Annotated in this window: 13 protein-coding genes; 7 read left to right on the top strand and 6 right to left on the bottom strand. The window is 63.5% G+C overall.

Annotation, left to right across the window (positions count from 1 at the left end):
- Positions 1-19: 19 nt before the first annotated feature.
- From L63ED372_RS03320 to L63ED372_RS03295, 6 genes are all read right to left on the bottom strand, one after another.
- Positions 20-559, bottom strand: a complete 540-nt coding sequence (locus L63ED372_RS03320) for a TspO/MBR family protein (RefSeq protein WP_082431569.1) — start codon at positions 557-559, stop codon at positions 20-22.
- Between the two features lie 7 nt (positions 560-566).
- Positions 567-1,775 (bottom strand): geranylgeranyl diphosphate reductase, encoded by a 1,209-nt coding sequence (locus L63ED372_RS03315; protein ID WP_062403298.1) that lies wholly within the window; start codon positions 1,773-1,775, stop codon positions 567-569.
- Entirely contained in the window at positions 1,772-3,142 is a 1,371-nt protein-coding gene (locus L63ED372_RS03310) for a BCD family MFS transporter (protein WP_062403294.1), read from the bottom strand. Before L63ED372_RS03310 ends, L63ED372_RS03315 begins: the two co-directional genes overlap by 4 nt.
- A complete protein-coding gene (gene chlG / locus L63ED372_RS03305; RefSeq protein ID WP_062403291.1) occupies positions 3,139-4,095 on the bottom strand; it encodes a chlorophyll synthase ChlG in 957 nt (318 codons plus the stop codon). Before chlG ends, L63ED372_RS03310 begins: the two co-directional genes overlap by 4 nt.
- A 73-nt stretch (positions 4,096-4,168) precedes the next feature.
- Positions 4,169-5,557, bottom strand: coding sequence for a transcriptional regulator PpsR (gene ppsR / locus L63ED372_RS03300; protein WP_062407570.1), 1,389 nt, complete (start codon positions 5,555-5,557; stop codon positions 4,169-4,171).
- Positions 5,558-5,688: 131 nt separating this feature from the next.
- Positions 5,689-6,495 (bottom strand): cobalamin B12-binding domain-containing protein, encoded by an 807-nt coding sequence (locus L63ED372_RS03295; protein ID WP_062403288.1) that lies wholly within the window; start codon positions 6,493-6,495, stop codon positions 5,689-5,691.
- 249 nt (positions 6,496-6,744) lie between these two features.
- Here L63ED372_RS03295 and bchF point away from each other — a divergent pair, with 249 nt between their 5' ends.
- The 7 genes from bchF to L63ED372_RS03260 are packed head-to-tail and all read left to right on the top strand — an operon-like array spanning position 6,745 to position 17,120.
- Complete coding sequence (bchF, locus tag L63ED372_RS03290; RefSeq protein ID WP_062403286.1) at positions 6,745-7,260, top strand: 2-vinyl bacteriochlorophyllide hydratase; 516 nt, start codon at positions 6,745-6,747, stop codon at positions 7,258-7,260.
- Positions 7,257-8,537: a ferredoxin:protochlorophyllide reductase (ATP-dependent) subunit N gene (locus L63ED372_RS03285; RefSeq protein WP_197275315.1), complete on the top strand. Its 1,281-nt coding sequence runs from the start codon at positions 7,257-7,259 to the stop codon at positions 8,535-8,537. Before bchF ends, L63ED372_RS03285 begins: the two co-directional genes overlap by 4 nt.
- Positions 8,538-8,553: 16 nt before the next feature.
- On the top strand, positions 8,554-10,209 hold the full coding sequence (bchB, locus tag L63ED372_RS03280) for a ferredoxin:protochlorophyllide reductase (ATP-dependent) subunit B (RefSeq protein ID WP_062403283.1): 1,656 nt from the start codon (positions 8,554-8,556) through the stop codon (positions 10,207-10,209).
- Positions 10,184-14,014 (top strand): magnesium chelatase subunit H, encoded by a 3,831-nt coding sequence (locus L63ED372_RS03275; protein ID WP_062403280.1) that lies wholly within the window; start codon positions 10,184-10,186, stop codon positions 14,012-14,014. Before bchB ends, L63ED372_RS03275 begins: the two co-directional genes overlap by 26 nt.
- On the top strand, positions 14,011-14,922 hold the full coding sequence (gene bchL / locus L63ED372_RS03270; protein ID WP_062403277.1) for a ferredoxin:protochlorophyllide reductase (ATP-dependent) iron-sulfur ATP-binding protein: 912 nt from the start codon (positions 14,011-14,013) through the stop codon (positions 14,920-14,922). The genes L63ED372_RS03275 and bchL overlap by 4 nt, the downstream gene beginning before the upstream one ends.
- A gap of 33 nt (positions 14,923-14,955) precedes the next feature.
- Positions 14,956-15,666 carry a magnesium protoporphyrin IX methyltransferase gene (gene bchM / locus L63ED372_RS03265; RefSeq protein WP_062403274.1) on the top strand — a complete coding sequence of 237 codons (711 nt, stop codon included), beginning with the start codon at positions 14,956-14,958 and terminating at the stop codon, positions 15,664-15,666.
- Positions 15,663-17,120 carry a BCD family MFS transporter gene (locus L63ED372_RS03260; protein ID WP_062403269.1) on the top strand — a complete coding sequence of 486 codons (1,458 nt, stop codon included), beginning with the start codon at positions 15,663-15,665 and terminating at the stop codon, positions 17,118-17,120. Before bchM ends, L63ED372_RS03260 begins: the two co-directional genes overlap by 4 nt.
- The last annotated feature ends 3 nt before the right edge of the window (positions 17,121-17,123 follow it).

The raw sequence follows: 17,123 nt of genomic DNA, 5'->3' as shown, positions 1-17,123 counted from the left end.
TCCTGGTTGGGTGGGGCGCTCAGGGCTGCGCGCCGAAAGGCCCGTTGAGCATCACGGTTTGCAGGTTCAGCACGGCGGCGATGCTGACCCAAACCCAGTAGGTGATGAGCAGCAAACTGGCCCAGCGTGACAAGCGCCACAGGCCCATGATCAACGCCAGAATGGACATCCACAAAAACACCACCTCGAACAGCGCCCAGTCGGGGCGCTGGAGCTTGAAGTACAGCCAGCTCCAAAGGATGTTGAGCACGGCATTCACGCCAAACAGCACAGCCACTCGGCGGCGCAGCGCAGCGGTGTCGGCCGCTTGCCATGCCAGCCAAGCGCTGATGGCGCACAGCGTGAAGATGGTGGACCAAATCACACCGAACGCGGCGTCGGGTGGCTTCCAGGGCGGGTGCTTGAGCGCAAAGTACCACGGGCCCAACTCGGTCAAAGCCGCGCCGATGCCCGCTGTGGCGTAGCTGAGCACAAAGGCCAGAAGCAAGGTGCGCACAGACGCTTTGTGCCTGCGCCCCAGGGTTGACCTCAGCAAGCCGTGTTCGGGGTGCTGGCTCACTCAGGCCTCATGTGCGTGCCAAACCCAACAAATGCGCCATGTCTTTGAAAAAGATGCGCACATGGGCCATCGGGTCCTTGCGCGCCAGCTCTTTGTTCATGTACGACTCGAAGGTCAGGCGTTGAACATCCCGGTCTTCGCAGATCTTGACGAACTTCTCGCGGCGTTTGTCGCTCTGGTACCAGAAGTACTGCATCACAGCCAAGATCCAGAACACCCGGCCGTGCTGCTTCATGAAGCTCTTGCGGCCTTGCTTGAGGCAAGCGCTGTTGCCGGTTTTGAGGGCTTGGTGCGCCGCCTGGGCCACGCGCCGGGCGCAGTCCATGGCGTAGTAAATGCCTTCGCCCGACGACGGGGCCACCACGCCCGCAGCGTCGCCGATCAACACCACATCGCGGCCGTTGTCCCACTGGGGCAGAGGCTTGAGCGGAATCGGCGCGCCTTCGCGGCGCAAGGTGGGTGCATCGGTGAGGCCCGCAATGGCGCGCAAACGCGCAGTGGCGCTGCGCAGCGAGTAGCCCTTGTCGGCACTGCCCATGCCCACGCTCATGGTCTTGCCGTGTGGAAACACCCAGCCGTAAAAGTCGGGCGAGACCTCACCTTGGTAATACACATCGCAGCGCGCTGCGTCGTAGCCGGGTTGGCCTATGGGCGACTCGATGATCTCGTGGTAGGCGAAGACATACTTGGTTTTGTGCGCATTGGGAATGGCCTGTCGCGCCACTTCCGAGCGTGCGCCATCGGCCCCCACCACCATGCGGGTGGACACTTTGGTGGGTTGGGCGTGTTCTTGGGCCGCGTGTTCTTTGGGGGTCACCGGGGTGTAGTGCACCCACAACTGACCACTGTCGTCGTGCTGCAGCTTGTCAAAAATCGCCTGGCAACGCACCGCACCCGACTGGGCTGCGCGGTCGCGCAAGTACTCGTCAAACTCGTCGCGGTCCACCATGCCGACAAAACCGTTGTCAATGGGGATGTCGACTTTATTGTCGGTGGGCGAGATCATGCGCGCACAACGCACCTTGGCCACCAGCAGGTGGTCGGGGATGTCGAAGTCCTGGATCAGGCGCGGCGGGATCGCGCCGCCGCAGGGTTTGGTGCGGCCCTGGCGGTCGAGCAACAACACGCGCCAACCTTGGCGCACCAAATCGTGTGCAGCAGTGGCCCCCGAGGGACCTCCGCCCACCACCACAAAATCGTAATCGGTTTGGTTCATGAGCTTGACCCACCTTTGAGCAATACGGGACCGTCAAAACGCAAAGGCGCTCGCTGCGCTGCAGGTCCGGTGCGCAGGCGTGTGGCCACCGCTGCCGAAACCGCAAACATGAGCGCTTGCATGCCAAACACGGCGGCATAGGCCGTGCGTTGTTCCCCCAACAAGGCGTGGGCCAGGTCGCTGGCAGCGGTGCCGAGCAATCCCCCCAAACCAAAGGCCGCCGCTTGCGCCGCGCCCCACAAACCCATGCGCGTGCCTTCGCGGCCTGCGCCACCTTCTCCGGCCAGGCGCATCATGGTGGCAATCGCCGCGATCGAGAACGCGCCGTTGGCAACGCCCAAAAACACCACATTGGCCTTCAGGGGCCATGCAGCAGACAAAGCCGAACTGACCAAACCCACCGTGGCCAGCGCCGACACCAAGCAACCGCCCACCATCCAGGCCTGCACCGAGCCCAGGCGTCCCGCCACCCAGCGCGAACCGGCACCGGCCACCGCCAACATGCCGAACAGCACGCCCATGTGGTGCCAGCCCGACAGCTGCGTGGTCTGCCCAGGCGTGAAGCCGTGCACCGCGCCCGCAAAGGGCTCCAGAATCAAGTCTTGCGCGCTGTAGGCCAGCATGGACATGAACACAAACACCGTGAAAGTGCGCGCCGCAGGCTCGGCCCAGACCTCTTGGAAGGCCTCTTTGAAATTTTGTTTTTTCAGGCGCTCGTTGGCCACGCTGGGCGCTGTGGCCTGTGAGGGTTCACCGTCTTTTTCCAGGCCCCACAAACACAGCGCCGTGATGCAGGCGGTCAGCAAACTCAGGCCTGCCGAGACCTGCAGCAGCACCTGCGGGCTGTAAGGGTCAATCAGCTTGCCCACGACCCCCGCGGTGACCGCAAAGCCCACGATCATCATCAACCACACGGTGGTGGCCGCAGGCGCACGTCGCTCATCGGGCACCCGCTTGGCCATCAGCGCCAGCAGCGAGGTACCACACGCACTCACACCCAAGCCAATCAAGCTGAAGGACAACCAGGCCAGCAATGCGCCATACATGGGTTGGGTGGCCATCCACACCGTGGACCCAGCGGCCATCACGCCGCCCACACCCAGCACCAACATGCCGCCCATCATCCAGGGCGTGCTGCGCCGCCCCTTGTCGGCTCCAAAGCCCATGCGCGGGCGCACCATCTGCACCGCGTAATGCCAGGCCACCAAAAAGCCGGGCAGCAAGGCGGGTAGCGCCAGCTCGACCACCATGATGCGGTTGAGGGTGGACGTGGTCACCACCACCACCGCGCCCAGGCAGGCTTGGATCAGGCCCAAGCGGATGATTTGGAACCAGCCAAACTCCAAAGGATTCACCATCTTGTTCATGCGACCCCCAGCGTGTTGGAAAACAGACTCAGTTGGCGCAGGCCAAAGGCGCTGACCATCATGCCGCTGACAAAAAGAGGCACACCAAAGGCTGAGACGTGCAAGGCGCGTTCCACCGGTTGGCGCAAAAATTGGCGCATCAAAGGCCCCTGTGAAACCGCCAAAGCCAAGACGGCCGCAGCGTGCCAGGGCAGTTGCCAGTTCAGCAGCAAAGCCGCCACGACCACCTGCGGCACCAGCATGAACACGCAAGCCATGCGCGCCGCGCCGTGCGCACCCAGCTGCACCGGCAACGAGGCCACGCCCATGCGGCGGTCGCCTTCAATGGCCTTGAAATCGTTGAGCGTCATGATGCCGTGGGCACCCACGCTGTAGAGCAGCGCCAACGCGATCGAGTGTGGGCCCGGCCAGGCCCCGCCCAACATGACGGCCGTGCCAGTCAGCCAAGCCAGCCCTTCGTAACTCAGGGCGCAAGCCGCGTTGCCCCACCAGCCGTTGTTTTTGAGGCGCACGGGTGGCGCGCTGTAAGCCCACGACAGCGCAATGGCCAGGCCGCAGGCCACAAAACCCCATGGCCCCATGAGCGTGGCCCAGACCAGCGACAGTGCGGTCCAGGCGATGGCAATGCCCAAACCCCAGCGACCAGGCATGCGGCCCGACGGGATGGGGCGATTGGGTTCGTTGATGGCGTCCACATGCCGGTCAAACCAGTCGTTCACCGCTTGGCTGCTGGCGCAGACCAGCGGGCCGGTCAACACCAAACCCAAGAGCAGCAAAGCCCAGTTCGCGCCCAGGTCCTGCCCTGAGGCCACTGCGCCACAGGCAAAGGCCCACATGGGCGGAAACCAAGTAATGGGTTTGAGGAATTCGGCCACCGTGCGCAAGGCAGGCCGACTCAGCGGCGGCGCCAGGGCCTGGTTGTGTGGCGCGTGGGCCAAAGGTGGGGTGTCCATGCCCCCATTGTGAAGAGAGTTTTTAAAATGTCAACTGGGATTGACGCTTAATGTCAACTCAAACTTACAACCCTCAAGGCGCGTCGGTTTCGGCCTCGGCCACCATGCCAAAGCGGCGCAGTTTGACGTACAAGCTTTGGCGCGACAAACCCAACATTTCTGCAGCAGAAGCGCGGTTGTTGTGGGTCAACTCCAAGGCGGCCTCAATGCACATGCGCTCGATGGTGTCCACCGTCTCGCCCACGATGTCCTTGATCGGACGACGCCCCACCAATTGCGACAGGTCGGCAAACGGGTTGGCCTGGCTTTGCGCCACCGACGCACCGCCTTGCAGACGGCGGTCCATGTCGCGCACAAAAAAGGCGTACATCGGCTCAGGCCGGGCCAAGCACACGGCCGACACCTCGACGGGCAAGGTCATGCCCGAGAGGGTGCGCACTTCGGTCGCGAAATTGCGCACCGGCAACTGCTGGCGCAAGCTGGTGTTGAGCACACCCCAGTCCACCGCGCCGCGCAAGAGCCAGCGCTCCAGGCTCTGGCCCACCACTTGGGACGAGGCCGTCAGACCCAACAAAGCCATGCCCTCTTCGTTCACGCTTTTGATCAGGCCCGAGGTGTCGGTCAACAACCAACCATCCGGGAAGCGCTCCATGGCTTCGCTCAAAGCGGCCGAAGAACCCGCATCATTCAAAGTGGCGGCGACCGCCTCGCGGGTGACCAGACGCACCAAAAACTGCGCCCCACCCTCTTGGCGGAACACCGTGGCCGACACCGTCCAGGCCGAAGGCAAGCCCGCCACACGGGCCGCGCACATCTCGATGCGGCCCGTGGCCAGCGCCGTGCGCAGCAAGGACTGCACTTCACCTTGGCTTTCACCTTCGAAACATTCGCGCACATCGCGGCCCACCAGGCGTTTTCCAGCGTCTTTGAGCAGGGACTGCGCGCCCACATTGGCCTCCAGCACGCGCTGCGTGCTGGCGTCGACCATCAACACCGCCTCGGAGGAGGTGTCAAACAGCACGCGGTAGCGCGCCTCGATGTGGCGCAGGCGCAAATAGTCGCGCTCCATGGACTGCTGGGTTTCGACCAGACGGCGCTGCAACTCGGCCAGGCTTTCGAGATCGCGGCCCATGGCCAGCAGCTTGCCGCCGCCGAGGGGCAACACCACGTATTGAATGGCCACCTCGCTGCCCATGGGCGAGAGATGGTTCACATGCCGCCAGCGCATCGGATCCGACGCCCCTTGAGATGACAGCATCTCCTGGATCTTGCCGCGGCTCTCGCTGGTCACGGTGTCGATCCAGCGGCGACCCACCCAAGACTGACAGCCCAAAGCGGCCAGCGTGTCGCGCCCGGTCGACACGTCCTCGATCACCCCCAAAGGGTCCATGACCAAGGTGACATCAGACACCACCCCCAGTAACTGGGAAAAGGTGGAAGGGTCCAAAGAGGGAAGCTTCATGTTGTAAACCAAACGGGTTTGAGCATCAGGAAGTTGACACTTAAATTTGTCATACAAGTATAGGCTGATAAATCACTAAAAAAGGATGGCCTTGCGGTTTCAATGTTAAGAATCGTACACAGCAAGCCATATCAGTTCGCTCGAGCCGCTGCGCCAGCCATGGCTTGGGTGATGCGCGACACGGTGGCTGGTGCGTCTTCGGCCAGCACCTCGGCGGCCAAGCCCTGCAACCGTTCGGGTGCAATAAAGGCCATGGGCCCACCGACAAACACCTGCAGCCCCAAGTTGTCCGAGCTCTCACGCAGTTTGGGCAGCAAGGCCGCCAAAGTGTCCAAATGGCGGTCGCTGCTCACCGAAATGCCCACCGCATCGAACCAGTCCGACTGGAACAGGCGCTTGAACTCGCTCACATCCTGCGGTACACCCACCGTCACGACCCAGCCCGCGCGCTTGAAAAATTCACTGAGCATGAACAAACCCAGGCTGTGCTGAGCACCGGGCTCGGTCAGCAAGAGCAAGCTCCAAGGCTGGTGTTGCGTGGGGGTTTCCTGCAAAAACTCGCTGCTGAAGTCGTGTAACAGCTGCTGCAAATGGGCCGACGCGATGGTGGTCATGGCGAAATCCAGGCGATCGGCGCACCACCAATCACCCAGCAAGCGGGCACAAGGGGTGATGCCTTGTACATAGATGTCTTCCAGGGACTGTCCTTGGCGCTGCCAGCCAAACACCACTTGCCGCGCAGCATCCAAGCCCTGCAGGCAGGCTTGCGCCAGGATCTGGATTTGGGCCAGGTCGAGTGCCGATTTGCCCGTGAAACTGGTGCCGCCCACCAAACGTGGCCCAACCGGTACACCTTGGCGCAAAGCTTCGGGCAAGGCATGCCGAGCACCCTCGGCCATGGGCGGGGACTGTGCGGTTTCGAGGTTGAATTGCGCCATGACAAGCACCGATCATCAGGAGGGAACACCAGCGGCAGGCTCCGGACATCGGAGTGCTCGTCGCAAGAAGTGCGTGGTGTGAGACCCGGTGAAAGCCCCCACAGAACACAGGTCCTAGTGTGATTTGATTTCCGGGTCCTGTATCTAGTGTAAACCCTGGCAATTGAAATTTATGTCAATTTGTGTTGACACACTGTATGTCCAGACTTACATTCAAACCCAACCCCCCCCGCACTCACAAGGTCCCCCATGTCCGCTTCCAGTCCCCAGGTTTTGTACACGCCAGCGCAACGCGCCCGGCGTGACGCGACCGCCTGGACGCTGGTGCAAGGCATCTTGGCCCCCGTGCAGTTCCTGATTTTTGGCATCAGCCTGTATTTGGTGATTAACAGCCTGCACACCGGCGAGCACACCGACTGGGCGCTGGCCTCGGTGGTGCTCAAGACCGCGGTGCTCTACGCCATCATGGTCACAGGGGCCATTTGGGAAAAAGTGGTGTTCGGCCAATACCTGTTTGCCCCTGCCTTCTATTGGGAAGACGTGGTCAGCATGGGGGTCATGGCGCTACACACCGCCTACGTCTGGGCTTGGTGGCAAGGCGCTTGGAGCGCCAACGACTTGCTGCTACTGGCCCTGGCCGCTTATGGCAGCTACGCCATCAACGCCGCGCAATACATCCGCAAGCTGCGCATGGCGCGGCTGCAAAAAACCACCTCCCCCGACCCAACTTCTTTGCCCACATCGGGTGCACAGGCCAGCACATGAGCACCGTCATCCCCATTCGCGCAGAAACCCCTGGTTGTACCGATGTCGTGCCCTTGGTTGAACGCGGCCAGCGCGAGGTGTTTTGCGGCTTGACCGGCATCATCTGGCTGCACCGCAAAATTCAGGACGCTTTCTTTTTGGTGGTGGGCTCTCGCACCTGCGCCCACCTGATCCAGTCGGCCGCGGGCGTGATGATCTTTGCCGAACCCCGCTTTGGTACCGCCATCATCGACGAGCGCGATTTAGCGGGTCTAGCCGACGTGCACGAAGAACTCGACCGCGTGGTCGGCCAGTTGCTGGCGCGCCGCCCAGACATCCGCTTGTTGTTTTTGGTGGGCTCTTGCCCCTCTGAGGTGATCAAGCTCGATCTGTCGCGCGCCGCCGAGCGCCAGAACCAGATCCACCACCCCAAGGTGCGCGTGCTCAACTACTCGGGCAGCGGCATCGAAACCACCTTCACCCAAGGCGAAGACGCTTGTCTGGCTGCGATGGTTCCTGGTTTGCCCGCCAGCACCGACACAGCCCCCGCCCTGATGGTGGTCGGCACCCTGGCCGATGTGGTCGAAGACCAGATGCGCAGCCTGTTCGATCGCATGGGATTGCAGGTCAGTTTCTTTCCACCGCGCAACAGCCAGGCCATGCCGGTGGTTGGCCCGAACACACGCTATTTGTTGGCCCAGCCCTTTTTGGCCGATACCGCACGCGCCCTGCAGTCGCGCGGCGCGCAGCATTTGGCCGCACCTTTCCCTCTGGGCGTGGAAGGCACGACCGCTTGGCTGCAAGCGGCGGCCACCGAGTTTGGCGTGGCCCCCGAAGTGTTTGAACAAGCCACCGCCGCGCCACGCCAACGCGCCGAAAAAGCCCTGGCGGTGCAACGCCAAATGCTGCAAGGCCAACGCATCTTTTTCTTCCCCGACTCGCAGCTCGAAATCCCGCTGGCGCGCTTTGTGCACCGCGAACTGGGGATGGATTTGGTGGAGGTGGGCACGCCCTATTTGCACCGCCAGCACATGGCCGCCGAACTCGCGCTCATCCCCGCAGGCACCCGCATCAGCGAAGGCCAGGACGTGGACCTGCAGCTCGACCGCTGCATCGCGGATGCGCCCGATCTGGTGGTGTGTGGCCTCGGTTTGGCCAATCCGCTGGAGGCCCAAGGCATCACCACCAAGTGGGCCATCGAGTTGGTCTTCACCCCCATTCAGGGTTACGAACAAGCGGCCGATTTGGCCGGTCTGTTCAGCCGCCCCCTCAAACGCCGCCTGAAGCTGGCGGCATAAGGCGCAGGAACACCCCATGCAACTGACGCTCTGGACTTACGAAGGACCGCCCCATGTGGGGGCCATGCGCGTGGCCACCGCCATGACGGACGTGCACTACGTGCTGCACGCCCCGCAAGGCGACACCTACGCCGACCTGCTGTTCACCATGATCGAGCGCCTGCCGCGCCGCCCCCCCGTCACCTACACCACCTTCCAGGCCCGCGATCTGGGCGGCGACACGGCCGAACTCTTCAAGGACGCAGCCCGCCAGGCCATGGCTCGCTTCAACCCCGCTGCGATGTTGGTGGGCTCGTCTTGCACGGCCGAGCTGATCCAGGACGACCCGGGCGGTTTGGCCCAAGCCCTCCAACTGAGCATCCCGGTGGTGGCTTTGGAACTGCCCTCGTACCAGCGCAAGGAGAACTGGGGCGCGAGCGAGACCTTTTACCAACTGTGCCGCCACCTGGTGCACAAACCCGCCACCGAAAAACCCGTCAAGGCGCGGCCCACTTGCAACATCCTCGGCCCCAGCGCCCTGGGCTTTCGCCACCGCGACGACGTCAAGGAAATCACACAGCTGCTGAACCAACTCGGCGTGGACGTGGCGGTGGTTGCGCCTTTGAGTGCGAGTGTGACCGATGTGCAAAAGCTGGCCGAGGCCGACTTCAACGTGGTGCTCTACCCCGAAATTGGCCTGGCCGCCGCACAGTGGTTGCAGCGCCAGTTTGACCAGCCTTACACCAAGACCGTGCCTCTGGGCAGCCACGCCACACGCGACTTCATCGCCGAAGTCTGCACGCTGACCGGCCTGCCCCAACCCGCACAAGACCCGAGCAACGCACACGCCCACTGGTACGCCAAGTCGGTCGATTCGACCTACCTGACCGGCAAGCGGGTCTATATTTTTGGCGACGCCACGCACGTGGTGGCCGCCGCCCGCATCGCCAGCCAGGAGATGGACTTTGAGGTGGTGGGCATGGGCACATACAGCCGCGAATTTGCCCGCGAAGTGCGCGACTGTGCCAAGCGCTATGGGGTGGAAGCGCTGATCACCGACGACTACTTGGAGGTCGAAGACCAGATCCAAACCCTGCAACCCGAGCTGATTTTGGGCACGCAAATGGAGCGCCACATCGCCAAGCGCCAAGGCATTCCTTGCGCGGTGATTTCAGCCCCGGTACATGTGCAGGACTTCCCCGCCCGCTATGCGCCGCAAATGGGTTTTGAAGGCGCCAACGTGCTCTTCGACACCTGGGTGCACCCGCTGATGATGGGCTTGGAAGAACACCTGATCGGCATGTTCCGCGAAGACTTCGAATTCCACGCCGGTGCTGCGCCCTCGCATTTGGGCAGCACGCGGCCTGCGGCAGAAAACGTGGCGCCGATCGTCGCTGCACCTTTAAGCACACCCCGTAGCGCACCCGTTGCCACCACGTCGCCCATGCCCGTGGCTGCACCCGCCCGCACCGACACGCTGACCACCGACACCGTTCAAAAAGTCGCTGTCCCCGCCCAAGCCGCTTCGAACCAGGCCACCTGGAGCCCCGAGGCCGAAAAGGAGCTGGGCAAGATCCCGTTCTTTGTGCGGGGCAAAGCGCGCCGCAACACCGAGCGATTTGCCCAAGACCAGGGCGTGGCGACCATCACCGTGGAGACGCTCTACGATGCCAAAGCCCACTTCAGCCGGTAAACAGGCCACCACCAGCGCACCCCGCATGAGCGTGGTGCTGCTGACCATGGACAGCCACCTGGCCAGCGCGGCCGAAAGCGCGGCCGAGCGCCTGGCGCGCGACTTGCCCGGCTTGCACCTGCAAACCCACAGCGCCTCAGCTTGGCGAGACAGCGACACGGCTCTGGCCGCGTGCTTGGCCGCCGTGGCGCAAGCCGATCTGGTCATCGTCACCATGCTCTTCATGGAAGACCATTTCCTGCCGGTGCTCGACGCCTTGCAGGCGCGCCGCGATCACTGCGACGCCATGGTCTGCATCATGTCGGCCCCGCAAGTCACGCAGCTCACCCGCATGGGCAAGCTGGTCATGGGCCGCGAGTCGAGTGGCCTGATGGCCTTGCTCAAAAAGCTGCGCCCCAGCGCCAAAAACAAAGACACCGGCTCCGAGACCGGCGCACCGTCCAGCGCTGGGGCCAAGCAAATGGCCATGCTGCGCCGCCTGCCCAAGCTGCTGCGCTTCATCCCCGGCACCGCGCAAGACCTGCGCCTGTTCTTCTTGACCATGCGCTACTGGCTGGCCGGGTCTGAGCACAACATCGAGCACCTGGTCAAAACCCTGGTGCACCGCTACGCCCAAGGCCCGCGCGAGCCGCTGCGTGCCTTGGCCCAGCCCGAAGACCCGATCGAATACCCCGAGGTGGGCCTGTACCACCCGCAGATGAAAAACCGCATCGGCGAACAGCTGAGCGACCTGCCTGGCCACGGCCGCAAAGACCAGCCCGCCGTGGGCCTGTTGCTGCTGCGTTCGTATTTGCTGGCTGGCAACACCGCGCATTACGACGCGGTCATCGCCTCACTGCAAGCTCGCGGCCTGCGCGTCATCCCCGCCTTTGCCAGCGGGCTGGACGCCCGCCCGGCCATGGACCGCTTTTTCAAGCAAGGCACGGGCTCAAAAATCCAATCCTTGGTGTCGCTGACCGGTTTCTCCTTGGTCGGTGGCCCGGCTTACAACGACGCCAGCGCCGCCGAAGTGGCGCTCAGCGAGCTCGATGTGCCCTACATCGCCGCGCACCCGCTGGAGTTCCAGTCCATCGAGCAATGGGGCGACTCCACCCGTGGCCTGCTGCCGGTGGAAAACACCATCATGGTGGCCATCCCCGAACTCGACGGATCGATCTTGCCCATGGTCTACGGCGGCCGCCCTGGCCCCGCCGGTCAAACCTGCCACGGCTGCGACAAGCGCTGCACCTTCCCGAGCGGCCCGCGCAGCCAAGACATGTTCACCTGCAGCGAGCGCACCGAGATGCTCACCGCCCGCGTCGAGCGCCTGGTGCGCCTGCGCGACAAACCACGCGCCGACCGCAAGCTGGCCATCGTGCTGTTCAACTTCCCGCCCAACGCAGGCAGCGTGGGAACGGCCGCTTACCTCTCCGTCTTCCAGTCGCTGTTCAACACCTTGCAGCGCTTGTCGCTTGAAGGCTACCAAGTCAGCTTGCCCGACAGCGTGGACGACCTGCGCAACCGCCTGCTGCACGGCAACGCCAGCCAGTACGGCACGCAGGCCAATGTGCTGCACGCCATCGACACCGGCCACCACGTACAAAACGAACGTTGGCTCAATGAGATCGAGGCTCAATGGGGCCCTGCGCCCGGCAAGCACCTGACCAATGGCCAGTCCATCTTTGTGCTCGGCGCAGACTTTGGCCAAGTGGTGGTCACGGTGCAACCGGGCTTTGGTTATGAGGGCGACCCGATGCGCCTGCTGTTCGAAACCGGCTGCGCCCCCACCCACGCCTTCAGCGCCTTCTACCGCTACCTGCGCGACGACTACGCCGCCGACGCGGTGCTGCACTTTGGCACGCACGGCGCGCTCGAGTTCATGCCGGGCAAACAAACCGGTCTGTCGGCCCAGTGCTGGCCCGACCGCCTGATCGGTGCGCTGCCCAACATCTACCTGTATGCCGCCAACAACCCGTCCGAAGGCGCATTGGCCAAACGCCGGGGCGCGGCCACGCTGGTGAGCTACCTCACCCCCTCGCTCACCCACTCGGGCTTGTACAAAGAACTGGTCAGCCTGCAGCAGTCGATTGAGCGCTGGCAACAAATGGGCCCGGACCAAGCGCAGGACCGCGACAGCCTGACCACACTGATCCGCGAACAAGCGCAAAGCATCGACCTGGCCGTTCCAGCCCATCAGGCGGGAGACCCCACCGCCTGGATCGAGCAGCTACAAAGCCAATTGCTCGAACTCGAATACGCCCTCATCCCCGAAGGCCTGCACGTCATGGGCCAGGCCCCCACCCGCGAGCAACGCTTGGGCACCCTCAAAGTCATGGCCGACGCCATGGGCTTGACCGGCGCTCAAAACGCCAACTTGATGGAGGCCTTGGTGGACGGCGCGAGCGAAGCGCAACTGAACGCACAGTTCAGCAACGAACTGAATGCCAGCGACAAAGCCCAGGCCGAGACGCTGCGCCAGTTGGTGCGCAGCAACCGCCTGCTGGGCGAAGACCACGAAATGCAAGGCCTGATGCGCGCCCTCGACGGCCGCTACCTGCAACCCGCCCCTGGCGGTGACCTGATCCGCAACGCCAACGTCTTACCCACCGGACGCAACCTGCACGGCCTCGACCCCTTCCGCATGCCGTCGGCCTTTGCGGTGCGCGATGGCATGCGCCAAGCCGACAAACTCTTGGCCCGCTACCAGCAAGACCACCAAGCCTTGCCCGAAACCGTGGCCATGGTGCTGTGGGGCACCGACAACCTCAAAACCGAAGGCAGCCCCATGGCGCAAGCCCTGGCCTTGATGGGCGCCGCCCCACGCTTTGACAGCTACGGCCGCTTGGCTGGCGCGCAGCTGATTCCCTTGGCAGAACTGGGTCGCCCCCGCATCGACGTGGTCATCACCTTGTCCGGCATCTTCCGCGACCTGCTGCCCATGCAAATCCGTTTGCTGGCCGAAGCCGCGTTTTTGGCGGCCAGCGCCAACGAGCCGGTCCATCAAAACTTTGTGCGCCAACATGCCCTGGCCTACTTGGCCGAGCACGAAGGCAGCAACCTAGAGTGCGCCGCGCTGCGCGTGTTCGGCAACACCGAAGGCGCGTACGGCGCCAACGTGAACCACCTGATCGACAGCAGCTGCTGGGAAAACGAAAACGAACTCGGCGACGCCTTCACCCAGCGCAAAGGCTTTGCCTACGGCCGCGAAGGCCGGCCGGTGCGCAACACCTCGGTGCTGCAAAGCGCGCTGGCCAGCGTGTCGCTGACCTACCAAAACCTCGACTCGGTGGAGCTGGGCGTGACCAGCATCGACACCTACTTCGACACCCTGGGCGGCATCAGCCGCGCCGTGCTGCAGGCCAAGCACCAACGCGACGGCAACGCCGCCGAAGCCCCGCCCGTCTTCATTGGCGACCAAACCCAAGGTGACGGCGTGGTGCGCAGCCTGACCGAACAAGTGGCCCTGGAAACCCGCAGCCGCATGCTCAACCCCAAGTGGCACGAAAGCATGCTGCAGCATGGCTACGAAGGCGTGCGCCAAATCGAAGCGCACCTCACCAACACCATGGGCTGGTCGGCCACCACAGGGCAAGTGCAGCCCTGGGTGTACCAACAGCTGGCCCAGACCTTTGTGCTGGACCCTGCCATGCGCGAGCGCATGGCCCAGCTCAACCCCACCGCATCGGCCAAAGTGGCCAACCGCCTGCTGGAGGCCACCCGCCGCCAGTACTGGCAACCCGACGCCGAGACCATGTCAGCCCTGCTGCGTGCCGGCGAAGAACTTGAAGACCGCCTTGAAGGCATACAAGAAGGACTCCCAGCATGATCGAAACCACCAGCATCCCCGTGAACAGCATCCAGAGGGTACGCGGCGCAGACGGCGAAGGCAGCGTGCAGTTCCAGATGGACCCCACCGTCAAGATCGGCACCGCCAAGGTGTTTGCGGTCTACGGCAAGGGCGGCATTGGCAAGAGCACCACGTCTTCCAACCTGTCGGTGGCCTTCAGCAAGTTGGGCAAGCGCGTGCTGCAAATCGGCTGTGACCCCAAGCACGACTCCACCTTCACCCTGACCAAAAAGCTCATGCCCACCGTGATCGACGCGCTCGAAACCGTGGACTTCCATGCAGAAGAGCTGCGCCTCGATGACTTTGTCTTCAAAGGTTACAACGGCGTGATGTGCGTGGAGGCTGGCGGCCCGCCTGCAGGAACCGGCTGCGGTGGCTATGTGGTCGGCCAGACCGTGAAGCTGCTCAAAGAGCACCACCTGCTCGAAGACACCGATGTGGTGATTTTTGACGTGCTGGGCGACGTGGTGTGTGGCGGTTTCGCTGCACCCTTGCAACACGCCGACCGCGCGCTCATCGTGACTGCCAACGATTTCGACTCCATTTTTGCGATGAACCGCATCGTGCAGGCGATTGGTGCCAAGGCCAAAAACTACAACGTGCGTTTGGGCGGTGTGATCGCCAACCGCAGCGACGCGACCGACCAGATCGACAAGTACAACGCGGTCACCGGTCTCAAAACCATGGCGCACTTTCCCATGCTCGACGAGATCCGCAAGAGCCGTTTGCAAAAGTGCACCTTGTTTGAGCTGGAGCCCACACCCGCCGTCAAAGCCGTGCAAGACGAGTACATGCGCCTGGCCGAAGCCCTGTGGCTGGGAGCCGACCCGCTGCCGTCCATCCCGATGAAAGACCGCGACATTTTTGACCTGTTGGGTTTCGACTGATCCACTCGCCAAAACACGCCCCGAAAGAACACGATGAACAGCACCACCGCCTACGAACAACGCCGCAGCCAGATTGAGCACTACTTTGACCGCACCGCGGCCGATGCCTGGGCGCGCTTGACCTCGAACGAGCCGGTGGGCCGCATCCGCGCCACCGTGCGCGCCGGTCGCGACACCATGCGAGAAACCCTGCTGTCGTGGCTGCCGCAAGACCTGCGCGGCTTGCGCGTGCTCGACGCCGGTTGCGGCACTGGCGCGCTGGCCCTGCAAGCGGCCCTGCGCGGGGCCGAAGTGGTGGCGATTGATTTGTCACCCACCTTGGTCAAGCTGGCTGCCGAACGCATGGCCGCCGAACACCCTACCCTGCCTGGCTCGGTGGAATTCATGTCAGGCGACATGCTCAGCCCCGACTTAGGCCACTTTGACCATGTGGTCTGCATGGACTCGCTCATCCACTACGACAGCGACCAGATCGCCGAAGCGCTGGCTGGACTGGCGCAGCGCACGCGCGGGTCCATGGCTTTCACGTTTGCGCCGCGCACACCCCTCTTGGCCTTGATGCACAGCGCGGGACGCCTATTCCCGCGCAGCGACCGTTCGCCATCGCTCTCACCCGTGGCGCACGCCGACTTGCTGCAACGCATGCAAAACCATGTGGATTTGCAAGGCTGGCAAGGCGCACGCATGCAGCGTGTGGCCAGTGGCTTTTACACCTCGCAAGCCTGGGAGTGGACCCGCTCATGAAACTGCGCGTCCCCATGCCCCGCTGGTTCACGGCCTACGGCACGCGCTTCATGCCGTTTGCCGATGCGGCCTCGCCCGAGCTGCCGATGGCGCGCCTCTTGCGCCTGTCGCTGTTTCAGGTGGTGATCGGCATGGTGACGGCGCTGCTTGTGGGCACGCTCAACCGGGTCATGATCGTGGAGTTGCAAGTGCCTGCTTGGTGGGTCGCTTTGGCAGTCGCTATTCCCATGGTGTTTGCGCCGTTGCGCACCCTGATCGGTTACCGCAGCGACACGCACCCATCGGCTTTGGGTCTGCGCCGCATCCCGTATTTGTGGACCGGCACCTTGCTGCTGTTTGGCGGCCTGTCCATCATGCCGTTTGCCTTGTTGCTGCTGTCCGAACCCGAAGCGGCCAACCTGTGGGTCGGCCAAGTGGGCGCATGCCTGGCTTTTGTTTTGGTGGGCGCGGGCATCCAGGTCACACAAACCGCGGGCATGGCGCTGGCGCACGACTTGGCCACAGACGAGAAGCGCCCTCGGGTGGTGGCCCTGCTCTACAGCATGCTGCTGGTGGGCATGATCGCCAGCAGCGCGGTGTTCGGCCTGGTCCTCATTGACTTCAGCCCGCAAAAACTCATCCAGCTGGTGCAAGGCTGCGCTGTCATGGTGGCGGTGATGAACCTGGCCTCGTTGTGGAAACAAGAGGCTCGGGGCGCCAAGCGCGGTCGCCGCGAAGCCGGGGGCTTTGCCAGCAGCTGGCAAGGCCTCATGGCCCAGCCGCAGATGCGCCGCTTTTTGTGGACGCTGGCTCTGGGCACCTTTGCCTTCAACATGCAAGACATCGTGCTGGAGCCCTACGCCGCCGAAATTTTGAAACTCGACGTAGGCGCCACCAGCGCCCTCACGGCTTTGAGTGCCGGTGGCGCTTTGCTGGCTTTTCTGTTGTCAGCCCGCTGGTTGTCGGGTGGCCTGCACGCCTGCCGCCTGGCCAGCTTGGGTGTGCTGCTGGGCTTGCCCGCTTTTGCCATGGTGATTTTTTCGGGGCCGCTCGAAGCGGCCTGGATGTTCCGCATCGGCGTGGGCCTGATCGGTTTCAGTGGCGGTTTGTTTTCGGTGGGCATGCTGGTCACGGCCATGGGTATGGCGGCAGACGGCAGCCCGCTTGGCCACTTGGGCGGTCTGGTCATCGGCACCTGGGGCGCGGTGCAAGCCACCAGCGCAGGCGCGGCCATGGCGCTGGGCGGGGCTTTGCGCGACGGCGTGTCGGTGCTGGCCATGTCGGGCGCGTTGGGCGAGGTGTTGGTCACCCCCATCACCGCCTACAGCTTTGTTTACCACCTAGAAATGTATTTGTTGTTTGTTGTGCTGGTGGCCCTGGGCCCCATGCTGCGCGCCAGCCGTTTGGCCGCACGGGAAGAGGTCCACAACACCGGCACCCCCCAACCCTTTGGCCTGGCGCAACTGCCGGGCTGATGC

Origin of the sequence: Limnohabitans sp. 63ED37-2, assembly GCF_001412535.1 — a bacterium.
In the GTDB taxonomy this organism is placed as follows: Bacteria; Pseudomonadota; Gammaproteobacteria; order Burkholderiales; family Burkholderiaceae_C; genus Limnohabitans_A.
The sequence above is the reverse complement of the archived record's forward strand: the minus strand, read 5'-3'. Positions and strand labels throughout refer to the sequence as shown.